Annotated in this window: 17 protein-coding genes; 8 read left to right on the top strand and 9 right to left on the bottom strand. The window is 64.8% G+C overall.

Annotated features, from left to right (window positions below; translation table 11 throughout):
- Positions 1 to 18 precede the first annotated feature (18 nt).
- From AC58NV_RS04065 to AC58NV_RS04045, 5 genes are all read left to right on the top strand, one after another.
- Positions 19 to 456: a cytidine deaminase gene (locus tag AC58NV_RS04065; RefSeq protein ID WP_497226391.1), complete on the top strand. Its 438-nt coding sequence runs from the start codon at positions 19 to 21 to the stop codon at positions 454 to 456.
- The gene (locus AC58NV_RS04060) at positions 456 to 1,757 is read left to right on the top strand and encodes a thymidine phosphorylase (protein WP_497225983.1); all 1,302 of its coding nucleotides are present in this window, start codon (positions 456 to 458) and stop codon (positions 1,755 to 1,757) included. The genes AC58NV_RS04065 and AC58NV_RS04060 overlap by 1 nt, the downstream gene beginning before the upstream one ends.
- Positions 1,757 to 2,968 (top strand): phosphopentomutase, encoded by a 1,212-nt coding sequence (locus AC58NV_RS04055; RefSeq protein WP_497225982.1) that lies wholly within the window; start codon positions 1,757 to 1,759, stop codon positions 2,966 to 2,968. Before AC58NV_RS04060 ends, AC58NV_RS04055 begins: the two co-directional genes overlap by 1 nt.
- 76 nt (positions 2,969 to 3,044) lie before the next feature.
- The gene (gene upp / locus AC58NV_RS04050) at positions 3,045 to 3,677 is read left to right on the top strand and encodes a uracil phosphoribosyltransferase (RefSeq protein WP_366663257.1); all 633 of its coding nucleotides are present in this window, start codon (positions 3,045 to 3,047) and stop codon (positions 3,675 to 3,677) included.
- Between the two features lie 172 nt (positions 3,678 to 3,849).
- Positions 3,850 to 5,202, top strand: coding sequence for an SPOR domain-containing protein (locus AC58NV_RS04045; RefSeq protein ID WP_497225981.1), 1,353 nt, complete (start codon positions 3,850 to 3,852; stop codon positions 5,200 to 5,202).
- Between the two features lie 89 nt (positions 5,203 to 5,291).
- Here AC58NV_RS04045 and AC58NV_RS04040 read toward each other — a convergent pair whose 3' ends face one another.
- The 3 genes from AC58NV_RS04040 to AC58NV_RS04030 form a co-directional block, all read right to left on the bottom strand.
- Positions 5,292 to 6,104, bottom strand: a complete 813-nt coding sequence (locus tag AC58NV_RS04040; RefSeq protein ID WP_497225980.1) for a class I SAM-dependent methyltransferase — start codon at positions 6,102 to 6,104, stop codon at positions 5,292 to 5,294.
- A gap of 99 nt (positions 6,105 to 6,203) precedes the next feature.
- Positions 6,204 to 7,214 (bottom strand): hypothetical protein, encoded by a 1,011-nt coding sequence (locus AC58NV_RS04035; RefSeq protein WP_497225979.1) that lies wholly within the window; start codon positions 7,212 to 7,214, stop codon positions 6,204 to 6,206.
- A 103-nt stretch (positions 7,215 to 7,317) separates the two neighbouring features.
- Entirely contained in the window at positions 7,318 to 8,943 is a 1,626-nt protein-coding gene (locus AC58NV_RS04030; protein WP_497225978.1) for an AMP-binding protein, read from the bottom strand.
- 76 nt (positions 8,944 to 9,019) lie between these two features.
- On the opposite strand from AC58NV_RS04030, the gene AC58NV_RS04025 reads away from it, so the two are divergent.
- The 3 genes from AC58NV_RS04025 to AC58NV_RS04015 all read left to right on the top strand — a co-directional run bounded on the left by AC58NV_RS04025 (position 9,020) and on the right by AC58NV_RS04015 (position 11,646).
- Positions 9,020 to 9,943: a DMT family transporter gene (locus AC58NV_RS04025; protein ID WP_497225977.1), complete on the top strand. Its 924-nt coding sequence runs from the start codon at positions 9,020 to 9,022 to the stop codon at positions 9,941 to 9,943.
- Between the two features lie 181 nt (positions 9,944 to 10,124).
- Positions 10,125 to 10,790 (top strand): sulfotransferase family 2 domain-containing protein, encoded by a 666-nt coding sequence (locus AC58NV_RS04020; protein WP_497225976.1) that lies wholly within the window; start codon positions 10,125 to 10,127, stop codon positions 10,788 to 10,790.
- 181 nt (positions 10,791 to 10,971) lie between these two features.
- Complete coding sequence (locus tag AC58NV_RS04015) at positions 10,972 to 11,646, top strand: Hint domain-containing protein (protein WP_497225975.1); 675 nt, start codon at positions 10,972 to 10,974, stop codon at positions 11,644 to 11,646.
- Positions 11,647 to 11,730: 84 nt separating this feature from the next.
- Here the strand turns inward: AC58NV_RS04015 and AC58NV_RS04010 are convergent, their stop codons facing one another.
- The 6 genes from AC58NV_RS04010 to AC58NV_RS03985 form a co-directional block, all read right to left on the bottom strand.
- The gene (locus AC58NV_RS04010) at positions 11,731 to 13,932 is read right to left on the bottom strand and encodes a 3-hydroxyacyl-CoA dehydrogenase NAD-binding domain-containing protein (RefSeq protein WP_497225974.1); all 2,202 of its coding nucleotides are present in this window, start codon (positions 13,930 to 13,932) and stop codon (positions 11,731 to 11,733) included.
- Positions 13,929 to 14,414 carry a cupin domain-containing protein gene (locus AC58NV_RS04005; RefSeq protein ID WP_497225973.1) on the bottom strand — a complete coding sequence of 162 codons (486 nt, stop codon included), beginning with the start codon at positions 14,412 to 14,414 and terminating at the stop codon, positions 13,929 to 13,931. The genes AC58NV_RS04010 and AC58NV_RS04005 overlap by 4 nt, the downstream gene beginning before the upstream one ends.
- Complete coding sequence (locus AC58NV_RS04000) at positions 14,414 to 15,625, bottom strand: acetyl-CoA C-acetyltransferase (protein WP_497225972.1); 1,212 nt, start codon at positions 15,623 to 15,625, stop codon at positions 14,414 to 14,416. Before AC58NV_RS04000 ends, AC58NV_RS04005 begins: the two co-directional genes overlap by 1 nt.
- 10 nt (positions 15,626 to 15,635) lie before the next feature.
- Positions 15,636 to 16,268 carry a glutathione S-transferase family protein gene (locus tag AC58NV_RS03995; RefSeq protein WP_497225971.1) on the bottom strand — a complete coding sequence of 211 codons (633 nt, stop codon included), beginning with the start codon at positions 16,266 to 16,268 and terminating at the stop codon, positions 15,636 to 15,638.
- Positions 16,269 to 16,551: 283 nt separating this feature from the next.
- Positions 16,552 to 17,700, bottom strand: coding sequence for an acyl-CoA dehydrogenase family protein (locus AC58NV_RS03990; protein ID WP_497225970.1), 1,149 nt, complete (start codon positions 17,698 to 17,700; stop codon positions 16,552 to 16,554).
- A 23-nt stretch (positions 17,701 to 17,723) separates the two neighbouring features.
- Entirely contained in the window at positions 17,724 to 17,936 is a 213-nt protein-coding gene (locus tag AC58NV_RS03985) for a hypothetical protein (protein ID WP_019295796.1), read from the bottom strand.
- Positions 17,937 to 17,965 lie beyond the last annotated feature (29 nt).

Below are 17,965 nucleotides of genomic sequence, written 5' to 3'. Positions count from 1 at the left end.
TCCCGGAGCAATTCAGCTATCCTGCGGCATCTTGACCAAATGATCAAAAAACGGGGAATCGCCATGAGCCTCAAAGCCGCCGCCGCCGCTGTCCGCGAGAACGCACACGCGCCGTATTCCAACTTCAAGGTCGGCGCCGCTGTCCGTTCCGACTCCGGCCAGATCTATGTGGGCTGCAATGTTGAAAACGTCGCCTATCCCGAGGGCACTTGCGCCGAAGCAGGTGCCATCGCCGCGATGGTGGCGGCGGGGGAGAAAGAACTGGCTGAGGTCTATGTGATCGCCGATTGCCCGACCCCGATCACGCCCTGCGGCGGCTGCCGCCAGAAGATCAAGGAATTCGCCAAGGGCGATGTGAAGGTCATCATGGCCACCACCGACGGCGACGAGCAGGAAACCACCATCGGCGCCCTGCTGCCCGGGGCCTTCGACGCGGACCATATGGAGCGCAGCTGATGGACGCCCGCGCCATCAACGCCAGCCTGCGCCGCGGTGAGACACCGGGTGAGGACGCGCTGCGCTGGTTTGCCGAAGGGCTGGCCAGCGGTGCGGTCTCGGACGCTCAGGCCGGCGCCTTTGCCATGGCGGTCTGCCTGCAGGGGCTCAGCGTCGAGGGCCGCCGCGCCCTGACGCTGGCGATGCGCGACACCGGCGATGTTCTGGCCTGGGATCTGGACGGTCCGGTGCTGGACAAGCACTCGACCGGCGGCGTCGGCGATTGCGTCTCCTTGCTGCTGGCGCCCGCGCTGGCGGCCTGCGGCGCCTATGTGCCGATGATTTCCGGCCGCGGGCTGGGCCATACCGGCGGCACGCTGGACAAGCTGGAAGCGATCCCCGGCGTCTCCACCAGCGTCAGCGAGGACCACCTGCGCCGCATGATGCGGGACATGGGCTGCGCCATCGTCGGCGCCACTGCGCAGATCGCGCCTGCGGACAAGCGGCTTTATGCGATCCGCGACGTGACCGCGACGGTGGAAAGCCTCGACCTGATCACCGCCTCAATCCTGTCCAAGAAACTGGCCGCCTCGCCGGACGCTCTGGTGCTGGACGTCAAGATCGGCTCCGGCGCGTTTATGAAGACCGCCGATGACGCCCGCGCGCTGGCGCAATCGCTGTGCGATACGGCCAATGCGGCCGGATGCAAAACCTCGGCGCTGATCACCGACATGAACCAGCCGCTGGCGCCGGCCTTGGGCAACGCGCTGGAAGTGGCAGAGGTGATGCGGGTGCTGACCGGCGGCACCTCCGGTCCGCTGGCAGAGATTTCGGCGGTGCTGGGCGGAGAGCTGCTGGCCCACGCAGGCCTCGCAGTGGATGCGGATGACGGCGCGGCAATGATTGCCGCGGCCCTCACCGATGGCCGTGCGGCAGAGAGGTTTGCCCGGATGATCGCAGCCATGGGCGGGCCCGTGGATTTTGCCGCGAACTGGCAGGACCATCTGCCCGGCGCGGAAGTCGTGCGCGAGGTCAAGGCGCCCTCAGAGGGGCATGTCTCTGCCATGAACGGCGAAGCGCTCGGGCTGGCGGTTGTCGCCCTTGGCGGCGGCCGCATGGTGGAGAGCGACAAGATCCATCCGGGCGTCGGCATCTCGGACCTTGTCCGCCTGGGCCGGCAGGTCGGGGCAGGCGACACCCTTGCCCGCATCCACGCGGCCAGCGATGATGCGGCAGAGATGGCAGAGGCTGCGTTTCTCGCTGCCATCGCCATCGGCGATGCGCCGGACAGCCTGCCGCTGGTTCACGAAAGGATCTCCTGATGCCCCGTGCCTTCCTTGTGGTGATGGATTCCGTTGGCATCGGAGGCGCGCCGGATGCCGGAACCTTCTTCAACGGCGATCTGCCGGACCTTGGCGCCAACACGCTTGCGCATATCGCCCAGGCCTGCGCGGCCGGGCAGGCGGAGGAGGGCCGCAGCGGCCCGTTGCAGGTGCCGAACATGGAGCGCCTTGGCCTGGGCGCAGCAATGCGGCTGGCGTCCTCGGTGCCGTTTCCGGGTCTGGACGCGAAACCGCAGGGGATGTGGGGCTGCGCCAGCGAGCTCAGCCGCGGCAAGGACACGCCTTCAGGCCATTGGGAGCTGGCAGGCCTGCCGGTGCCCTGGGACTGGCATTACTTCCCCGATCAGGCGCCGTCCTTCCCCGAGGATCTCTCCGCCTTCGTCGCGGAGCAGGCAGGCACCGATGGCATCCTGGGCAACTGCCACACCTCCGGCACGGTGATCCTCGACGATCTGGGCGCCGAACACATGCGCACGGGCCGGCCGATCTGCTACACCTCCGCCGACAGCGTTTTCCAGATCGCCGCGCACGAGGAGACATTCGGCCTCGACCGCCTGCTGGCGCTTTGCGAGGCCATTGCCCCGCGGCTGCATGCCATGAAAGTGGGCAGGGTCATCGCGCGTCCCTTCCTGGGGTCGGCAGAAGAAGGTTTCACCCGCACAACCAACCGCCGCGACTATGCCATCACCCCGCCGGCGCCGGTGCTGACGAACTGGGTGCAGGAGGCGGGCGGCAAGGTCCACGCCATCGGCAAAATCGGCGACATCTTCTCCATGTCCGGTATCGACACTCTGAAAAAGGGCGCTGATGCCAAGCTGATGGAGCATCTGTTTGATGCGGTGGAGACGGCCGGGGACGGCAGCCTGACCTTTGCCAATTTCGTCGAGTTCGACAGCATGTACGGCCACACTCGCGACATCTCCGGCTATGCCCGGGCGCTGGAGTGGTTCGATGGTGAGATCGGCCGCCTGCTGCCCAAGCTGCGAAAGGGCGACCTGCTGCTGCTGACCGCCGATCACGGCAATGATCCCAGCTGGCCCGGCTCCGACCACACCCGCGAGCAAGTGCCTGTACTCATCGCAGGGCTTGACGCGGGCCCCGTCGGGCAGGTCAAATTCGCCGATGTGGGCACCTCCATTGCGGCCCATTTGAACGTCCCGGCCCAAGGCCCCGGCAAGAGTTTTCTTTGACCCTATGGTCAAAACACGCTTGCCTGCTGCGGCCAAGCCCGTAAAAGCGCGCAAGACCAAATTTGAGGAGTGCCCCATGACCGACCACCTGACCGTTGTTGATCACCCGCTTGTGCAGCACAAGCTGACCCTGATGCGGGACAAGGGCACCTCTACCGCGGGGTTCCGCCGCCTGCTGCGCGAGATCACCCAGCTGCTGGCCTATGAGATCACCCGCGAGATGCCGCTGACCACCACCAGCATCGAAACCCCGATGGAGGAGATGGAAGCGCCCATCCTGGCGGGCAAGAAGCTGGCGCTGGTGTCGATTCTGCGCGCGGGCAACGGCATGCTGGACGGCGTGCTGGAGCTGATCCCCTCCGCCCGGGTCGGCTTTGTCGGTCTTTACCGCGACGAGGAAACCCTGGAGCCGGTGCAATACTATTTCAAGGCGCCGGAAGGGCTGAAGGACCGGCTGGTGATTGCCGTGGATCCGATGCTGGCCACCGGCAACAGCTCTGCCGCTGCCATTGACCTGCTGAAAGATGCCGGCGCCAACAACATCCGCTTCCTGTGCCTGCTGGCCTCGCCCGAGGGCGTCGAGCGCATGAAACAGGCGCACCCGGATGTGCCAATCGTCACCGCCTCGCTGGACCGCGAGATCAACAAGAAGGGCTATATCCTGCCCGGCCTTGGCGACGCAGGTGACCGGATGTTCGGCACCAAGTGATCTTTCTGCGCCAAGGCGGAGTAAATCCGCCTTGGCTGCCTGTTTGGGGAAGGGCGCGAATTCATTTCAATTCGCGCAAAAATTGCCGGTATCCGGCCTTATTGTTGCCGCAGAATCTTTACTCACAGGCCAGTTTCGGGCATCCTGCAGCCATATTTTGTGGGGCTCAGGAATGAAAATAACTAGAATTATTGCACTGGCCATCATCGCGGGGACAACAGGCGCCGCAGGGATACAGGCACAAACTCTGCGTGAAACCCGGCCGCCCGCCGAGTATCCGCCCGCGTCATACAAGGGCAAACAGTATGTGGACAGCCGCGGCTGCATCTACATCCGGGCAGGCATTGACGGCAATGTCACCTGGGTTCCGCGGGTCACTCGCTCGCGCAGGCAGATCTGCGGCTATGCGCCCACCCAGGTCACCGGGACCACGAAGCAGCAGCAGCGGGACGCCGGGCCGGAAGTGATCACCCTGGAACCCAGCCAGCAGCCGGCGCAAACCGCCACTGCCAAGCCGGCACCGGCCAAACCCGCTGTCGCTGCCCCGGCTGAACCGGCCGCCGCCAGCACGCCGCCGCAGACGGTCACAACCGCCAAGCCGCGCCGCACACCGCAAGCTGCCGGCACCCAGCCGGCTGCCGTTGCGGCGGTGCCTGCCGCCCCCAAGCCTGCAGCCAAGAAAGTTGTCCGGGTAAAGCCCGAACCGGCGCCCGCTGCGCAGCAGCCAGCAGGCAATGCGGCCTGTGAAGGCCTGTCCGATATCAGCCGCCAGTACAGCAATTCCCCTGGTGTGCGCTGCGGTCCGCAGGACTCGGCGCCGGTGACTTACGGTGGCCAGGAGATCGGGCCGCAAAGCTCGCTGCGGCTAACCCCGAACACCCGCGTGGTGCAGACACACATCTATCAGGACCGCCGTCTCAGCAACAGTTTCACGGTGCCCAAGGGCTACCGCCCGGTCTGGACCGACGGGCGGCTGAACCCGCACCGGGCGGAGCGCACGATGCGCCCGGCGGTGATCACCGGCTTTGCCCAGGCCCCGGCGGGGTATGAAGTGGTGGAGCGCGAAGACGGGCGGATGAACCCGAGGCGCGGTCTGCGCACCCCGGAAGGCGATGCGCAGATGGCGCAGATCTGGACAAATGGCGTTCCGCGCAAGCTGGTTACGCCGCCGCTTGACCGCCCCACGGTCATCCTGCCGCGCGATGCCCGTGTCAGCCCGGCTGAGGCGCAGCCCAAGGGCCTGCGCCTGTCCACCCGCTCAGCTCCCGGCGCCGCGGCACCGGAGCAGCTGGCAACGCCCCGCCGCTATGTCCGGGCTGCGACCTATGCCGATCCGGCCGAGGCCAAGGCAGCGGCCCGCAAACTGGCCGCCTCGGGCCTGACGGTGCGGCTTGGCTCCCTCAGCCGCAAGGGGCAGCCCTACAAAGTGGTGCTGGCAGGCCCCTACCGGGACAAATCTCAGGCCGCCGAAGCCTTGGCCAAGGTGCGGCGCGCCGGTTTCAGCGGTGCCCGTCTCAGCAAGTAACCCTAAGAACCATCAGCTGCTTTGGCCGGGTATCTGCCTGGCCTTTTTTGTTGCCGCCGTGCAAATGCGGCGGCTCCGGAGATGGCGGTTTACTGGCGGCGGCAGGTGAAGAAGACAGCCTCCAGCGGCATCCGCAGCGGCGGCGGCCCAAACCGGTCCCGCAGTGCATCCAGAATGGCGCTGGCGATCTCATCGGGATCAACACCTCCGCGGGACCGGACCTCATCGACCAGCGGATTGCCATAGACCAGCGCCTCGGCAAATTTTTCCGGGTCTTCGATGGTCTTGTTCTGCGTGACGGTCTCGTGGCTGACTTGCGACCAGTCTTCACGGCTCAGGTCGGCTTTCACCGCTTCCGGGTCGCCGTAGTGGAACGGCACCTTGTAAAACCCCGGCGGATTCTCCGGGAAGAACTGCGCCGCGACGGTGTCGGCAACTTCGGCAAACGGGTTCCTTGCCATCGGCGCCCAGACGTTGAAGACATAATGCCCGCCGGACTTAAGCACCCGTGCGGCCTCCGTGAAAGCGGCGGGTTTGTCTGGAAAAAACATCACCCCGAACTGGCAGGCAATCAGGTCAAAGCTGCCACCGGAAAAGGGCAGTGCCATCGCGTCGGCGGGCTGGAAGGTGACATTGGTGGTGTCGGGCAGTTTTTTCTTTGCCAGCTCCAGCATCGGCTCGTTCAAATCCGTGACCGTCAGTTTGCAGCCGGGCGGCAGCTTGCGCCGCAGCCGCTGCGAGACGATCCCGGTTCCCGCCGCCAGTTCCAGGACGTCTTGCGGCGCATGGGCACGGCAGCGTGCGGCCAGATCATCCGCATAGTTGTAAAAGATCACCGGCCCCAGGCCGCTGTCATAATGGCTGGGAATATCCCCGGTGAAACTGGCCGAATTTTCCGGCATGGCTCATTCCCCCTGAACGTGCGTCAGCGCAGATTTGGCGATCTTAGCAGATCCGGCGCATTTTCGCGATTGGCAGGGGGCGGGGGTGGCTCAGCAGGATCAGCCGCAGATGTTCTGCAGCTGCACCCAGTCGCGGTCGTTCAGCACCGGCTCCAGCTCGCGGCCGGCCATCGGGTCGGCCTCGATCAGCCCCAGCACGGTCTCGCCGGTGATGTCCAGCGCATAGGCATAGGGGGAGGAGGGCAGGGCGGCGCGGGCAAACTCCGCCAGCAGCACTTCGTCCGGCAGCTGCGGCCGCGGGCTGGCCAGGGTGGCCTCGGAATAGGCATCCAATGCCGCGCGGTCCAGCTCGCCGGTGGTCAGCAGCTTGAAAGTGGCGAGAAAGCCGCCGGCCTCCAGCAGCTCGAGCATCGGGTCGCTGGCCTTGGCCCGGGCGCGTTCAGCAAGGACCGCCCCGGCGGCGACCGCCGGATCCTCGAAGTCCTCCACGAAGGAGCGGTTCAGCAGGACGATGCCGCCGGGAAGATGCAGGCTGCCGGGAATGCCGGAGCGCAGGACCGCCAGCTGCCGCACACCGGTGCGCTGCGCCAGGTTTTTCAGGATCGGAGCGGCCTCCGGGGTGGCGCAGGCAGGGCCGGAGACCCGCTCGATCCGCCCCAGCAGCGCCTGGCCGATGGCCTTGCGCTTGATATCCGGCACTACGCTGACCGCATGCCGGGTCACCGCGCCCGGCAGCCACAGCATCAGCAGCGCCAGCACCAGTGCCAGGGTGCCCAGGATACTGACCGCCCGCAGCCGCCCGGGCCGCGCGCGGGAGCGCCCGATGGCGTTCTGAACCCGGGCGATGGCCTCCAGCATGGCGGTTTCGTCCTCTGCCAGCTCCAGCGTTTCGCCGGGGTCGCCGTCGGGGTGGAACAGGGCGGGGAACTCGCCGGGGTTGGCGCGCTCCACTGCGGCCAGCGACCAATGCGCCAGCGGCAGATCGTTCATGCTGGCAATGGTCAGCGTCGCATCGCCCAGAGAGATGATCACATCCCGCCGCTGCGCCTCAGGATCTGCGCGCCACAGGCCCGCAGCCTCCAGCCGCTCGAATTCCTTCAATGCCGTCATGCAGCCTGCCCGGTCCCCATCCGTATCCCTGGCGCCAGACTAGTCGCATAAAACAGGGGCGGCAATTTGCTTTGCCGCCCCGGATGCTGTTTCGCCGCAAAAATTACAGGTTCTTGGCAATTTTCCTCAGCTCGAACTTCTGGATCTTGCCGGTGGAGGTCTTGGGCAGTTCCTGGAACACCACCTTCTTGGGTGCTTTGAAGCCCGCCAGCGTTTCGCGGGTGAAGGCGATCAGCGCCGCCGCGTCCTCTTTGGCGCCGGCCTTCAGTTCAACAAAGGCGCAAGGAACTTCGCCCCATTTCTCATCCGGCATCGCCGCAACCGCGGCCAGCAGCACATCCGGGTGCGCCATCAGCACGCCCTCCACCTCGACAGAGGAGATGTTCTCGCCGCCGGAGATGATGATGTCCTTGGCCCGGTCGGCGATCTGGATATAGCCGTCGGGGTGCTGCACGGCGAGGTCGCCGGAGTTGAAATAACCGTCCTTGAAGGCTTCGGCGGTGGCCTCCGGGTTCTTCAGGTAGCCCTTCATCACCACATTGCCGCGCAGGCCGATCTCGCCCTGGCTTTGGCCGTCCATCGGCAGCACGTTGTGCTCGCTGTCGCGCACCACCACCGGCTCCAGCATCGGCATGGCAACACCCTGGCGCGATTTCTTGGCGGCGATGCCGGCCTTGTCCAGACCGTCCCACTCGCTTTTCCAGTAGCATTCGGTGACATGGCCGAAGGTTTCGGTCAGCCCGTAGACATGGGTGATGTTGAAGCCGAGGTTTTCGATCTTCGACAGCGTCGCGGGCGCGGGCGGAGCGCCGGCGGTGAAAACCTCCACCGTGTGATCGAAGGTGCGGCGCTCTTCGTCCAGCGCGTTGACGATCATGTTCAGGACGATCGGCGCGCCGCCGAAATGGGTGACGCCCTCGTAGTGGATGGCGTTGTAGATGTTCTGCGCGGTGATATCGCGGCAGCAGACCACGGTGCCGCCCACCAGCGGCATCATCCAGGTGTGGTTCCAGCCGTTGCAGTGGAACAGCGGCACGATGGTCAGGTAAACCGGATGCAGCACCATCCGCCAGGACACCACCGTGCCCATTGTCATCAGGTAAGCGCCGCGGTGGTGATAAACCACGCCCTTGGGCCGCCCGGTAGTGCCGGAGGTATAGTTCAGCGCCAGGCTTTCCCATTCGTCCTCGGGCATGATCCACTGAAATTCAGGGTCGCCGCTGGCCAGCAGCGCCTCGTAGTCCGTGTGGCGGCCGGTGGCGTGCCAGCCGGCCTGATCATCGGCCACCTCGATCAGGATGGGGGCGGGGCCATCCATCTCTTCCACCGCGGCTTCGGCCAGCTCCAGGAATTGCGGGTCGACCAGAACCGCCCTGGCTTCGCCATGGCCAAAGATATAGGCGACCGTGCCCACATCCAGACGGGTGTTGATGGTGTTCAGCACCGCACCGCAGGCGGGCACGCCGAAATGCGCCTCTGCCTGGGCCGGAATGTTCGGCAGCAGGGTGGCCACCACATCGCCGGGCTTCACCCCCAGCTTTGCCAGGCCGGAGGCCAGGCGGCTGCAGCGCTCGTGGTACTCCGCATAGGTCTTGCGGTGCTTGCCATAACTGACCGCCAGGCGGTCCGGAAACACCTGTGCCGCGCGCTGCAGATGGCTGAGCGGCGACAGCGGCACATAATTCGCGGCAGTCTTCTCCAGACCGGTTTCATCCGCCATCCACCCCATCAGTTTCCTCCCCTGAATCACTTTGGTGTCGCTTAGAGAACAGATATTGCGGAAAGTTGCGGGCAATGGGAAGGGTATGAAACAAACAGCCACACTCTCCGCGCCGGGGACCAGCCAGACGGCGGCAGCTCAGTCCATGCTCGCTGCCATGCTGATAATAGGCATCACCGACAACGCCGTGCCGCTGATGGCCGAGACGATCGGGCTGGGCCAGTTCTACCTGTTGCGCACATTTGTCGCACTGCCGTTTCTGTGGCTGATGGCGCGTGCCGGGCTGGGCGGGCTCCGCTGCCGCAACTTCGGCGCGGTGCTCCTGCGGGCGGTGCTGGTGGCGGTGTCGATGGTGTTCTACTTCTCTGCCGTGGCACTGATGCCAATCGCTCAGGCGCTGGCCGGGCTGTTCACCTCGCCGATCCTGATCGTGGTGATCTCGGTCCTGTTCCTCAGGATGCGGATCGGCTGGATAAGGGTTGCCGCGGTGCTCGGCGGGTTTGCCGGCGTGCTGATGGTGCTGCAGCCGGATCCAGCAGCTTTCAATTGGCTGATCCTGGTTCCGGTGGCAGGCGGGCTGTTCTATGCGCTCGGCTCGCTGGCGACCGGCCTTTACTGCCAGGGTGAAAGCACGGTGGCGATGCTGTTCGTCTATCTGCTGGTGCAGGGCGTTTTGGGCGCCATGCTGCTGGCGGGGCTGGAGGTCTGGCCGCAAGCGGTGCCGGCGGGCGCGGACGGTTTTGTCACCCGCGGCTGGGTCTGGCCGCTGTGGGAGATCTCGCACCTGATCCTGCTGCAGGGCTGCGCAGCGGTGGGCGGCGTGTTCCTGATCACCAAGGCCTACCAGCTGGGCGAGGCGTCTTATGTTGCCGTGTTCGAATACTCGGTGATGATCGTCGGGCCGGGCGTCGCCTGGGCCTATTGGGGGCAGGCGCTGAACCTCTGGCAGATGCTGGGCATTGGTCTGATCATTTTGGCCGGCACCACCATCGCGCTGCGTTCGAAGTGAAGGGAAGGGGCGCTGCCCCTCTTGGCCCCACGGGGCCAATTCACCCCGGAGTATTTGCGCAAAGGTGAAGAGGCGGGCCGCATTGCGCAATTACCTGTCCGCAAATACATCTGCCGGAGGCCTGCGCCGCGAGGTGCAGATCTGCATTTCCTTGTGCGGATCAATATCCTAGGGTCGGCGCATGATCCTGTCTCAAGGCCGCCGGTACGTTTTCATTCATATCCCCAAGACCGGCGGCACCGCGCTGGCGCTGGCGCTGGAGGCGCGCGCGATGGCTGACGACTTGATGCTGGGCGACACGCCGAAGGCGCTGAAGCGCCGCCGCCGCCTGAAGGACACTGAGGCACGCGGGCGGCTTTGGAAGCATTCCACCTTGGCCGACATCGAAGGGCTGGTGCAGGATGACGCCTTAAGGGGCCTGTTCGCCTTCACCCTGGTGCGCAACCCCTGGGACCGGGCGGTCAGCTATTACCACTGGTTGCGGGATCAGAGCTTTGATCATCCGGCCATCGGCCTGGCGCAAGGCCTGGAGTTCCGCGCCTTCGCGAAGCACCCGGAGATCATCGCGGCCTTCCGCGGCACCCCGGCGTCTTCCTACATGTGCCATGCCGACGGGACGGAGCAGTGCCAGCTCTATATCCGGCTGGAGCATTTTCAATCCGACGCGCAGCCGCTGTTTGATCATCTCGGGTTTTCCCTGGAGCTGCCGGTGGTCAACGAAAGCGGCCGGCAGCGCGATTGGCGGGTCTACTACGACGATGCCGCGGCTGAGGCGATTGCCAGCGCCTGCGCGCAGGATATCGCGCAATTTGAATACTCTTTTAACGGTTCTTTCCTATCCAGATAGCGTGAAGAGCGCTGAACGTGCCTGACCGGGGCCTTATCCGGCAGCGGGCAGGCGGATTGGCGCAACAACGTGAACAATGCCCGGTTTTTGCCTTAGTTCCGTCCCATAAGCGGCACGGACCAAAAGAAAAGATCGGATCGGCCGAAAGGTGCTGCGCCTTGGCCTGAGGAAAGGAAAGCGGATGCTGGACTGGCTTCTGAAACGCACCAACTCCCCGGCTGGCGGGGTCATGAACAGCGGCTTTCCCCTGGTCTGCGTGGGCCGGGGCGGGTTCCTGGCGGGCACCCATGTGGCCTCCAATCTGGGCTGGCGCCCGGTGGAGGCGCTGACCCCGGGCGACAAGGTTCTGACCTTCGATCATGGCATGCAGACTGTGGTGGAACTGCAGCGCGAGATCATGATCCCGGCAGAGGGCGACCTGGAACCGGCCCGCTGCCCGCTGTTCGTGCCGCGCGATGCGCTGATGAACCGGGTGCCGATGTGGCTGATGCCGGACCAGGGCGTGCTGTTGGAAAGCGAGCTGGTGGAGGACGGCCAGGGCGATCCCTTTGCCATTGTTCCCGCCTGCACGCTGGAGGGCTACCGCGGTATCCGCCGGATGCACCCCGGCGCCCAGCTGGAACTGGTGACGCCCCGCTTTGCCGAGGATCAGGTGATTTATCTGGAGGCCGGGATGCTGGGCTATTCGGCGGCACCGGCGAACCTGATGTGCGGCCGGGTGTTCTCCGAACAAGGCGCCTACCGCGTGCTGGACCCGGATGAGGCGCGCGGCCTGGTTCTGTCGATGATGGCTGAGGAAGAATACTGGCCCGCAGGCGCTGCCGCTGGTGCGGCGCAGTCCGAGGTTCGGATGTAAGATCAGTTACGGCGTGCAGCCAGTTGAAAGTAATGAAAAAAGGCCAGCGCTGGGGCGCTGGCCTTTTCTGTCTTGTGCTGCCGGTCAGGCGGCTGCGGATTTCTCCGGGGCAAAGCGCCCGTAAAAGCTCTGGCCTTTCTCCGCCATCTCCCGCAGCAGTTCCGGGCAGGCGAAACGCTCGCCGAACTGCTCCGTCAGGCTGTCGCAGCGCTCCGCCGCATAGGGCGTGCCCAGGATGTCCAGCCAGCTGAGCGGGCCGCCGGACCACGGCGCAAAGCCCCAGGCCAGGATGGCGCCGACGTCACCCTCGCGGATGTCCATCAGCACGCCTTCCTCCAGCGCCCGCACCGCTTCCAGTACCTGCGCGAACATCAGCCGTTCCTGCACCTCGATCAGATCGGGCTGCTCGGCGGCCAGCGGGTACTTCTCCTGCAGGCCTTTCCAGTATCCGGCGCGTTTGCCCTTGTCGTCATACTCGAAGAAGCCGGCATTGGCCTTGCGCCCCAGACGGCCCTGTTCCTCCATCCAGAAAATCAGGTCGTCCGCCGGGCTTTCCGGGTAAGCATCGCCCATCGCCGCCTTGGTGGCACGGGCAATCTTGGCGCCGAGGTCAATCGAGGTCTCGTCGGTCAGCTGCACCGGCCCCACCGGGAAGCCCAGCTGCCGTGCCGCGTTGTCGATCAGTACCGGGCTGACGCCCTCGGTGATCATCCGCATCCCTTCGTTGATGTAGGGGATGATGCAGCGGTTGGCATAGAAGAAGCGCGCATCGTTCACCACGATCGGGGTCTTGCGGATCTGGCGCACGTAGTCCAGCGCCTTGGCCACCGCCCGGTCGCCGGTTTCCTTGCCCTTGATGATCTCCACCAGGAACATCTTCTCAACCGGTGAGAAGAAGTGGATGCCGATGAACTGCTCCGGCCGGCTGGAGGCCTTGGCCAGCTCGGTGATCGGCAGGGTGGAGGTGTTGGAGGCAAAGATGCAGTCCTCGGGAATGATCGCCTCGACCTTTTTGGTCATCTCGGCCTTGACGCCCGGATCCTCGAACACGGCTTCGATGATCAGGTCGCAGCCCTTCAGCGCGTCCAGGTCCGGGGTCGCGGTGATCTGCGCCAGCAGCGCCTCTTTCTTCTCCTCGGTCGCCTTGCCGCGCTTGATGCCCTTGTCCATATAGGCGGCGGAATAGGCCTTACCCTTGTCGGCGGCGTCCTGGTCGCGGTCGATCAGGACCACTTCCATGCCTGCCTGAGCCGAAACCAGCGCAATGCCCGCGCCCATCATGCCGGCACCCAGCACGCCGACCTTCTTGACCGACTGATCCGGCACGTCCTTGGGCCGCACCGCGCCTTTTTCCAGCGCCTGCTTATTCAGGAACAGGCTGCGGATCATCGCGGAGGAAGAGGGGTTCATCAGCACATTGGTGAACCAGCGCGCCTCGATCTTCAGCGCGGTGTCGAAATCGACCAGCGCGCCCTCATAAATCGACGACAGCAGCGCCTTGGTTGCCGGGAAGGCGCCTTGTGTCTTGCCATGCACCATCGCCGAGGCGCCGACAAAGGTCATGAAGCCCGCCGGATGATACGGCGCGCCGCCCGGCATCTTGTAGCCCTTGGCATCCCAGGGCTTCACCAGATCGGCGTCTTTGGCGTTCAGCACCCACTCCTTGGCCGCGGCCAGCGCGTCGTCGGCCACCGCGTCGATCAGCTGCGCGCCCTTGGCCTTTTTCGGGTCCATCATCTTGCCTTCCAGCAGGACCGGGGCCGCTGCCATTGCGCCCACCATGCGCGAATACCGTGTGGTGCCGCCGCCGCCGGGGAAGATGCCGATCATGATCTCGGGCAGGCCGATTTTCGCCTTGGGGTTGGAGGTCATCACCCGGTGATGGCAGGCCAGCGCAATCTCAGTGCCGATGCCGGCGCAGGTGCCGTTGATCGCACAGGCCACCGGTTTGCCGCCCTTCTTGGTCTTGGGGTCCATGCCTGCCAGCTCCAGCTTGCGCAGGATGCGGTGGCCGCCCATGGTGAAGTCGAACAACCCCTGGGCCGGGTTCTCGCCTGACTCCTCGCGGATGGTGGCCAGCACATTGAGGTCCATGCCGCCGGCAAAGTCTTTCTTGCCGCTGGTGATCACGATGCCTTTGACACCCTCGTCCTCCAGCGCCCGGTCCACGTATTCCTCCACCAGGCCAAAGGCCTCGCGGGTGAGGACGTTCATGGACTTGCCGATCGCGTCCCAGGTGATGATTGCGACGCCGTCTGCGCCCACGTCGTATTTGAAATCGCTCATGTGTCTTCTCCGGTCTGGTCAGCCATCAGCGGGCTGCCGTCCTTGCGGGTAAAGGTGAACTCGCTCCTTGCGAATTTCACCATCATGTCCAAATCGCTGTAATAGCCGGTCTCGGTTTCGGTGCGGGTGCCGACCACCAGAAACGCCGCGGGCTTGTCCGAGCGGTTCACCAGGTGGTGGCCGTTCTCCTCGCCCGCCGGAAAGGCAGCGCAGTCGCCCGGCATCATCTCGTGCGCGCCCTGATCGTCGATCAGGGTGCAGATGCCTTCGGTCACCATCACGAACTCGTCCTGTTCCATGTGGTAATGGCGCAGGGAGGAGGCCGCGCCGGGCTCCAGCCGCACGATGTTGACGCCGAACTGGCTGAGCCCGCCGGGGTCGCCCAGCGGCTGCACGCTGCGGCCTGCGCAGGCCTCGGCCAGCTTGCCGGGGTAGCCCGATCCGGTCCGCCAGGGCAGTTGGGATAGGTCCAGCTTCGGCATCAGACGCGCTCGATGATGGTTGCGGCGCCCATGCCCGATGCGATGCACAGGGTGGCGAGGCCCGTTTCCTTGTCCTGACGCTCCAGCTCATCCAGCAGGGTTCCGATGATGATTGCCCCGGTGGCGCCCAGCGGGTGGCCCATGGCGATGGAGCCGCCGTTGACGTTGACCAATTCCGGGTCGACGTCGAACGCCTGCTGGAAACGCAGCACGACGGATGCAAAGGCCTCGTTCACCTCGAACAGGTCGATGTCGCCGATCTTCATGCCGTTGTCGGCCAGGATCTTCTCGGTCACCGGCACCGGGCCGGTCAGCATGATAGTGGGATCGGTGCCGATCTTGGCGGTTGCCTTGATCCGCGCGCGCGGCTTCAGGCCATGCCGCTCGCCGAACTCCTTGTTGCCGATCAGCAGCGCTGCGGCGCCGTCCACGATGCCGGAGGAATTGCCCGCGTGGTGGATGTGGTTGATCCGCTCCAGATGCGGGTATTTCAGCATCGCCACCTTGTCGAAGCCCGGCATCTGCTCGCCCATCATCTGGAACGCCGGGTTCAGCGACCCCAGCGCCTGCATGTCAGTGCCGGGACGCATGTATTCATCATGGGCGAGGATCGGCAGGCCGTTCTGGTCGGTGACGGTGATCACCGATTTGTCGAACCGCTTCTCTTCCCACGCCTTGGCAGCCCGGCGCTGGCTCTCCATCGCCAGCGCATCGGCCTGATCGCGGGTAAAGCCGTACTCGGTCGCAATGATATCGGCCGAGATGCCCTGCGGCACGAAATAGGTTTCCATCGCAAGGCTCGGATCAACTGCAATCGCCGCGCCGTCCGACCCCATGGCCACCCGGCCCATCATCTCCACGCCGCCCGCGATATAGGCATCGCCTGCGCCGCCTTTCACCTGGTTCGCGGCCAGGTTCACCGCTTCCATGCCGGAGGCGCAGAAACGGTTGATCGCCAGCCCTGGGATGCGCTCATCCAGGTCAGAGGCGAGGACAGCGGAGCGCGCCAGGCAGCCGCCTTGTTCCATCACCTGGGTGACGTTGCCCCAGATCACGTCCTCGACCGCGTGTCCCTCCAGGTTGTTGCGCTCCTTGATCGCGTTCAGCGTCAGGGCAGAGAGGCGGACCGAGGTCACCTCATGCAAGCTACCGTCCTTGCGTCCTTTGCCGCGCGGGGTGCGCAGCGCGTCATAAATGTATGCGTCTGTCATTGAGCTCTCCTCAGGCCCGGTCCGACGGGTTGCCGGGCATCAAGTCATAGGGGTGTTTCCAGCCGGGCTGCTCGCTGATGCGGGTCAGCCAGGCGTCGATATTGGGCCACTCGGCCCGGTCAAAGCCGAAGGGTTCCGGGTAGTAGAGGTAGCTGCAGCAGCTGAAGTCGGCATTGGTGAGGCTGTCGCCAACAATCCACTCGCGGCCCTGCAGGTGGGTGTCCAGCGTGGTATAGGCAGCCTTGAGGCGGCCTTGCATGAAATTGATCACCTCTTGCGACCGGTGATGTTCCGGCAGGAAGTTGATCAGAAACCGGGTCATGCCGGCCTGGCTGGACATCTTGTGATTGTCCCACAGCACCCAGCGCAGCACCTCGTATTTGTCCTCAGGGCGTCCGCCGAACTTGCCGGTCTTGTCGGTGATGTACTGCTGGATCGCGCCCGACTGGCTGAGCGTTACATCCCCGTCTACAAGAACCGGCGCTTCTGCCATGGCGGAAAATTCCCGGAACTCCGGCGTGCGTGCAGCGCCGCCGAAGAAATCGACAAAGACCGGTTCCCAGTCCAGCCCGGCCAGCTCCAGCGCCAGCGCGGCTTTGTAGGAGTTACCGCTTTCGCCAAAGCAATGCAGTTTCGTTGTCATCTGTTTCTCCCTGTTTCGGATGGCGGAGCAGGGGTTTCACACCCCCGCACCCCCGTGGAGTATTTTCAGCAAAGAAGAAGATGAGGGTTCATTCTTCCTTAACCATGTTCCGTTGCACTCGTCCTGCGGTACAGGCTGGAGAGCCGATGACCGCCAAAGGAGAAGCTCTGCCTCCTGGCCTGGCGCCGCCGGGACCGGGGGCAGGGTGGACGTTGTGCTTCTTCTTTGCCCAAATACCCAAATCCACCATTTGCCTTCTGCGATGCCGCCGCGGCCCCTGCGCCTACAGCGATCGCGCAATCAGCTCCTTCATGATCTCATTGGTGCCGCCGTAGATCCGCTGCACCCGGGCGTCGGCCCACATCTCGCCCACGGCGTATTCCTGCATGTAGCCATAGCCGCCATGCAGCTGCAGGCATTCGTCCAGCACTTCTCCTTGCGTGTCGGTGATCCAGTATTTCGCCATTGCAGCCTTTTCGACTGTCAGCTTGCCCTGCAGGTGTTCGGCGATGCATTCGTCCAGGAAAGCGCGCGCGACCGTGGTCTTGGTCAGGCACTCGGCCAGCTTGAAGCGGGTGTTCTGGAATTGCGTCAGCGGCCCGCCAAAGGCTTCGCGCTCCTTGCAGTATTCCACCGTGCGCTCAACCGCGCCTTCCATCGCGCCGACCGCGCCGCAGGTTATGATCAGCCGCTCCTGCGGCAGCTGCTGCATCATCTGGTAGAACCCCTGGCCCTCGGCGCCGCCCAGGATGTTTTCCGGCGGGATCTCCACATCGCTGAAGAATAGCTCGGAGGTGTCCGCCGCGTGGCAGCCGATCTTGTCGAGGTTGCGGCCGCGGCTGAAGCCCTCGGCGCCTTCGGTTTCCACCGCCACCAGCGACACGCCCTTGGCGCCCTGCGAGGGATCGGTCTTGGCTGCCACCAGGATCAGGTTGGCGTGCTGGCCGTTGGTGATGAAGGTCTTCTGTCCCGACAGCCGGTAGGCGTTGCCGTCCTTCACAGCCTTGGTCTTGATCGCCTGCACGTCAGACCCGGTGGAGGGCTCGGTCATCGCCAGCGCGCCGACCAGCTCGCCCGTCACCATCTTCGGCAGCCAGCGCTGCTTTTGCTCCTCGGTGCCATAGGCCAGGATGTAATGGCCGACGATGCCGGAATGGATGCCATGGCCCCAGCTGGCCAGGTTGGCCCGGCTGCCTTCCATCAGGATCACCGCCTCATGGCCGAAATCGCCGCCGGCGCCGCCGTATTCCTCGGGGATCGAGGGGAGGAGAAGCCCCAGTTCGCCGGCCTGGGTCCAGGTCTCCCGGTCCATCAGGCCCTGCTTGCGCCAGGTCTCGAACTTGGGGGCCCATTCATTGCTGATGAACTGGGCTGTCATCTCCCCAAGCATCCGGTGCTCTTCCGTCATCCATGCGGAGTGCGTCTCGGTCATCTTTCTCCCTTTGCTGCGCTTTTCTAGCGCTTTCGCGCCTCCAGCTCGGCGTTGAACAGCCGCAGCCGGTGGCTCAGGTTCTCGTAGTCCGTCACGCTGTCGAAATTTTCGAACAGGAATGACAGCGCTTCTCCCTCGTCCAGCCCCGCCTCCTGGGCGAACTTCTTCAGCCTGCGGTAACCGTCCTCCGTCATGGCGATCGGCAGGCGGCGGGTCAGGCGGAAACGTTTCGGCATCTTGTGGTCCTTTGCGTGTCAAAGCACCG

The sequence above is a fragment of the Leisingera sp. ANG49 genome (assembly GCF_059694505.1).
The sequence above is the reverse complement of the archived record's forward strand: the minus strand, read 5'-3'. Positions and strand labels throughout refer to the sequence as shown.

Bases quoted from the DNA above. Each gene is read 5' to 3' on its own strand.
- AC58NV_RS04060 (WP_497225983.1), top strand. From the start codon at position 456: ATGGACGCCCGCGCCATCAACGCCAGCCTGCGCCGCGGTGAGACACCG.
- AC58NV_RS04055 (WP_497225982.1), top strand. From the start codon at position 1,757: ATGCCCCGTGCCTTCCTTGTGGTGATGGATTCCGTTGGCATCGGAGGC.
- upp (WP_366663257.1), top strand. From the start codon at position 3,045: ATGACCGACCACCTGACCGTTGTTGATCACCCGCTTGTGCAGCACAAG.
- AC58NV_RS04045 (WP_497225981.1), top strand. From the start codon at position 3,850: ATGAAAATAACTAGAATTATTGCACTGGCCATCATCGCGGGGACAACA.
- AC58NV_RS04040 (WP_497225980.1), bottom strand. From the start codon at position 6,104: ATGCCGGAAAATTCGGCCAGTTTCACCGGGGATATTCCCAGCCATTAT.
- AC58NV_RS04035 (WP_497225979.1), bottom strand. From the start codon at position 7,214: ATGACGGCATTGAAGGAATTCGAGCGGCTGGAGGCTGCGGGCCTGTGG.
- AC58NV_RS04030 (WP_497225978.1), bottom strand. From the start codon at position 8,943: ATGGGGTGGATGGCGGATGAAACCGGTCTGGAGAAGACTGCCGCGAAT.
- AC58NV_RS04025 (WP_497225977.1), top strand. From the start codon at position 9,020: ATGAAACAAACAGCCACACTCTCCGCGCCGGGGACCAGCCAGACGGCG.
- AC58NV_RS04020 (WP_497225976.1), top strand. From the start codon at position 10,125: ATGATCCTGTCTCAAGGCCGCCGGTACGTTTTCATTCATATCCCCAAG.
- AC58NV_RS04015 (WP_497225975.1), top strand. From the start codon at position 10,972: ATGCTGGACTGGCTTCTGAAACGCACCAACTCCCCGGCTGGCGGGGTC.
- AC58NV_RS04010 (WP_497225974.1), bottom strand. From the start codon at position 13,932: ATGAGCGATTTCAAATACGACGTGGGCGCAGACGGCGTCGCAATCATC.
- AC58NV_RS04005 (WP_497225973.1), bottom strand. From the start codon at position 14,414: ATGCCGAAGCTGGACCTATCCCAACTGCCCTGGCGGACCGGATCGGGC.
- AC58NV_RS04000 (WP_497225972.1), bottom strand. From the start codon at position 15,625: ATGACAGACGCATACATTTATGACGCGCTGCGCACCCCGCGCGGCAAA.
- AC58NV_RS03995 (WP_497225971.1), bottom strand. From the start codon at position 16,268: ATGACAACGAAACTGCATTGCTTTGGCGAAAGCGGTAACTCCTACAAA.
- AC58NV_RS03990 (WP_497225970.1), bottom strand. From the start codon at position 17,700: ATGACCGAGACGCACTCCGCATGGATGACGGAAGAGCACCGGATGCTT.
- AC58NV_RS03985 (WP_019295796.1), bottom strand. From the start codon at position 17,936: ATGCCGAAACGTTTCCGCCTGACCCGCCGCCTGCCGATCGCCATGACG.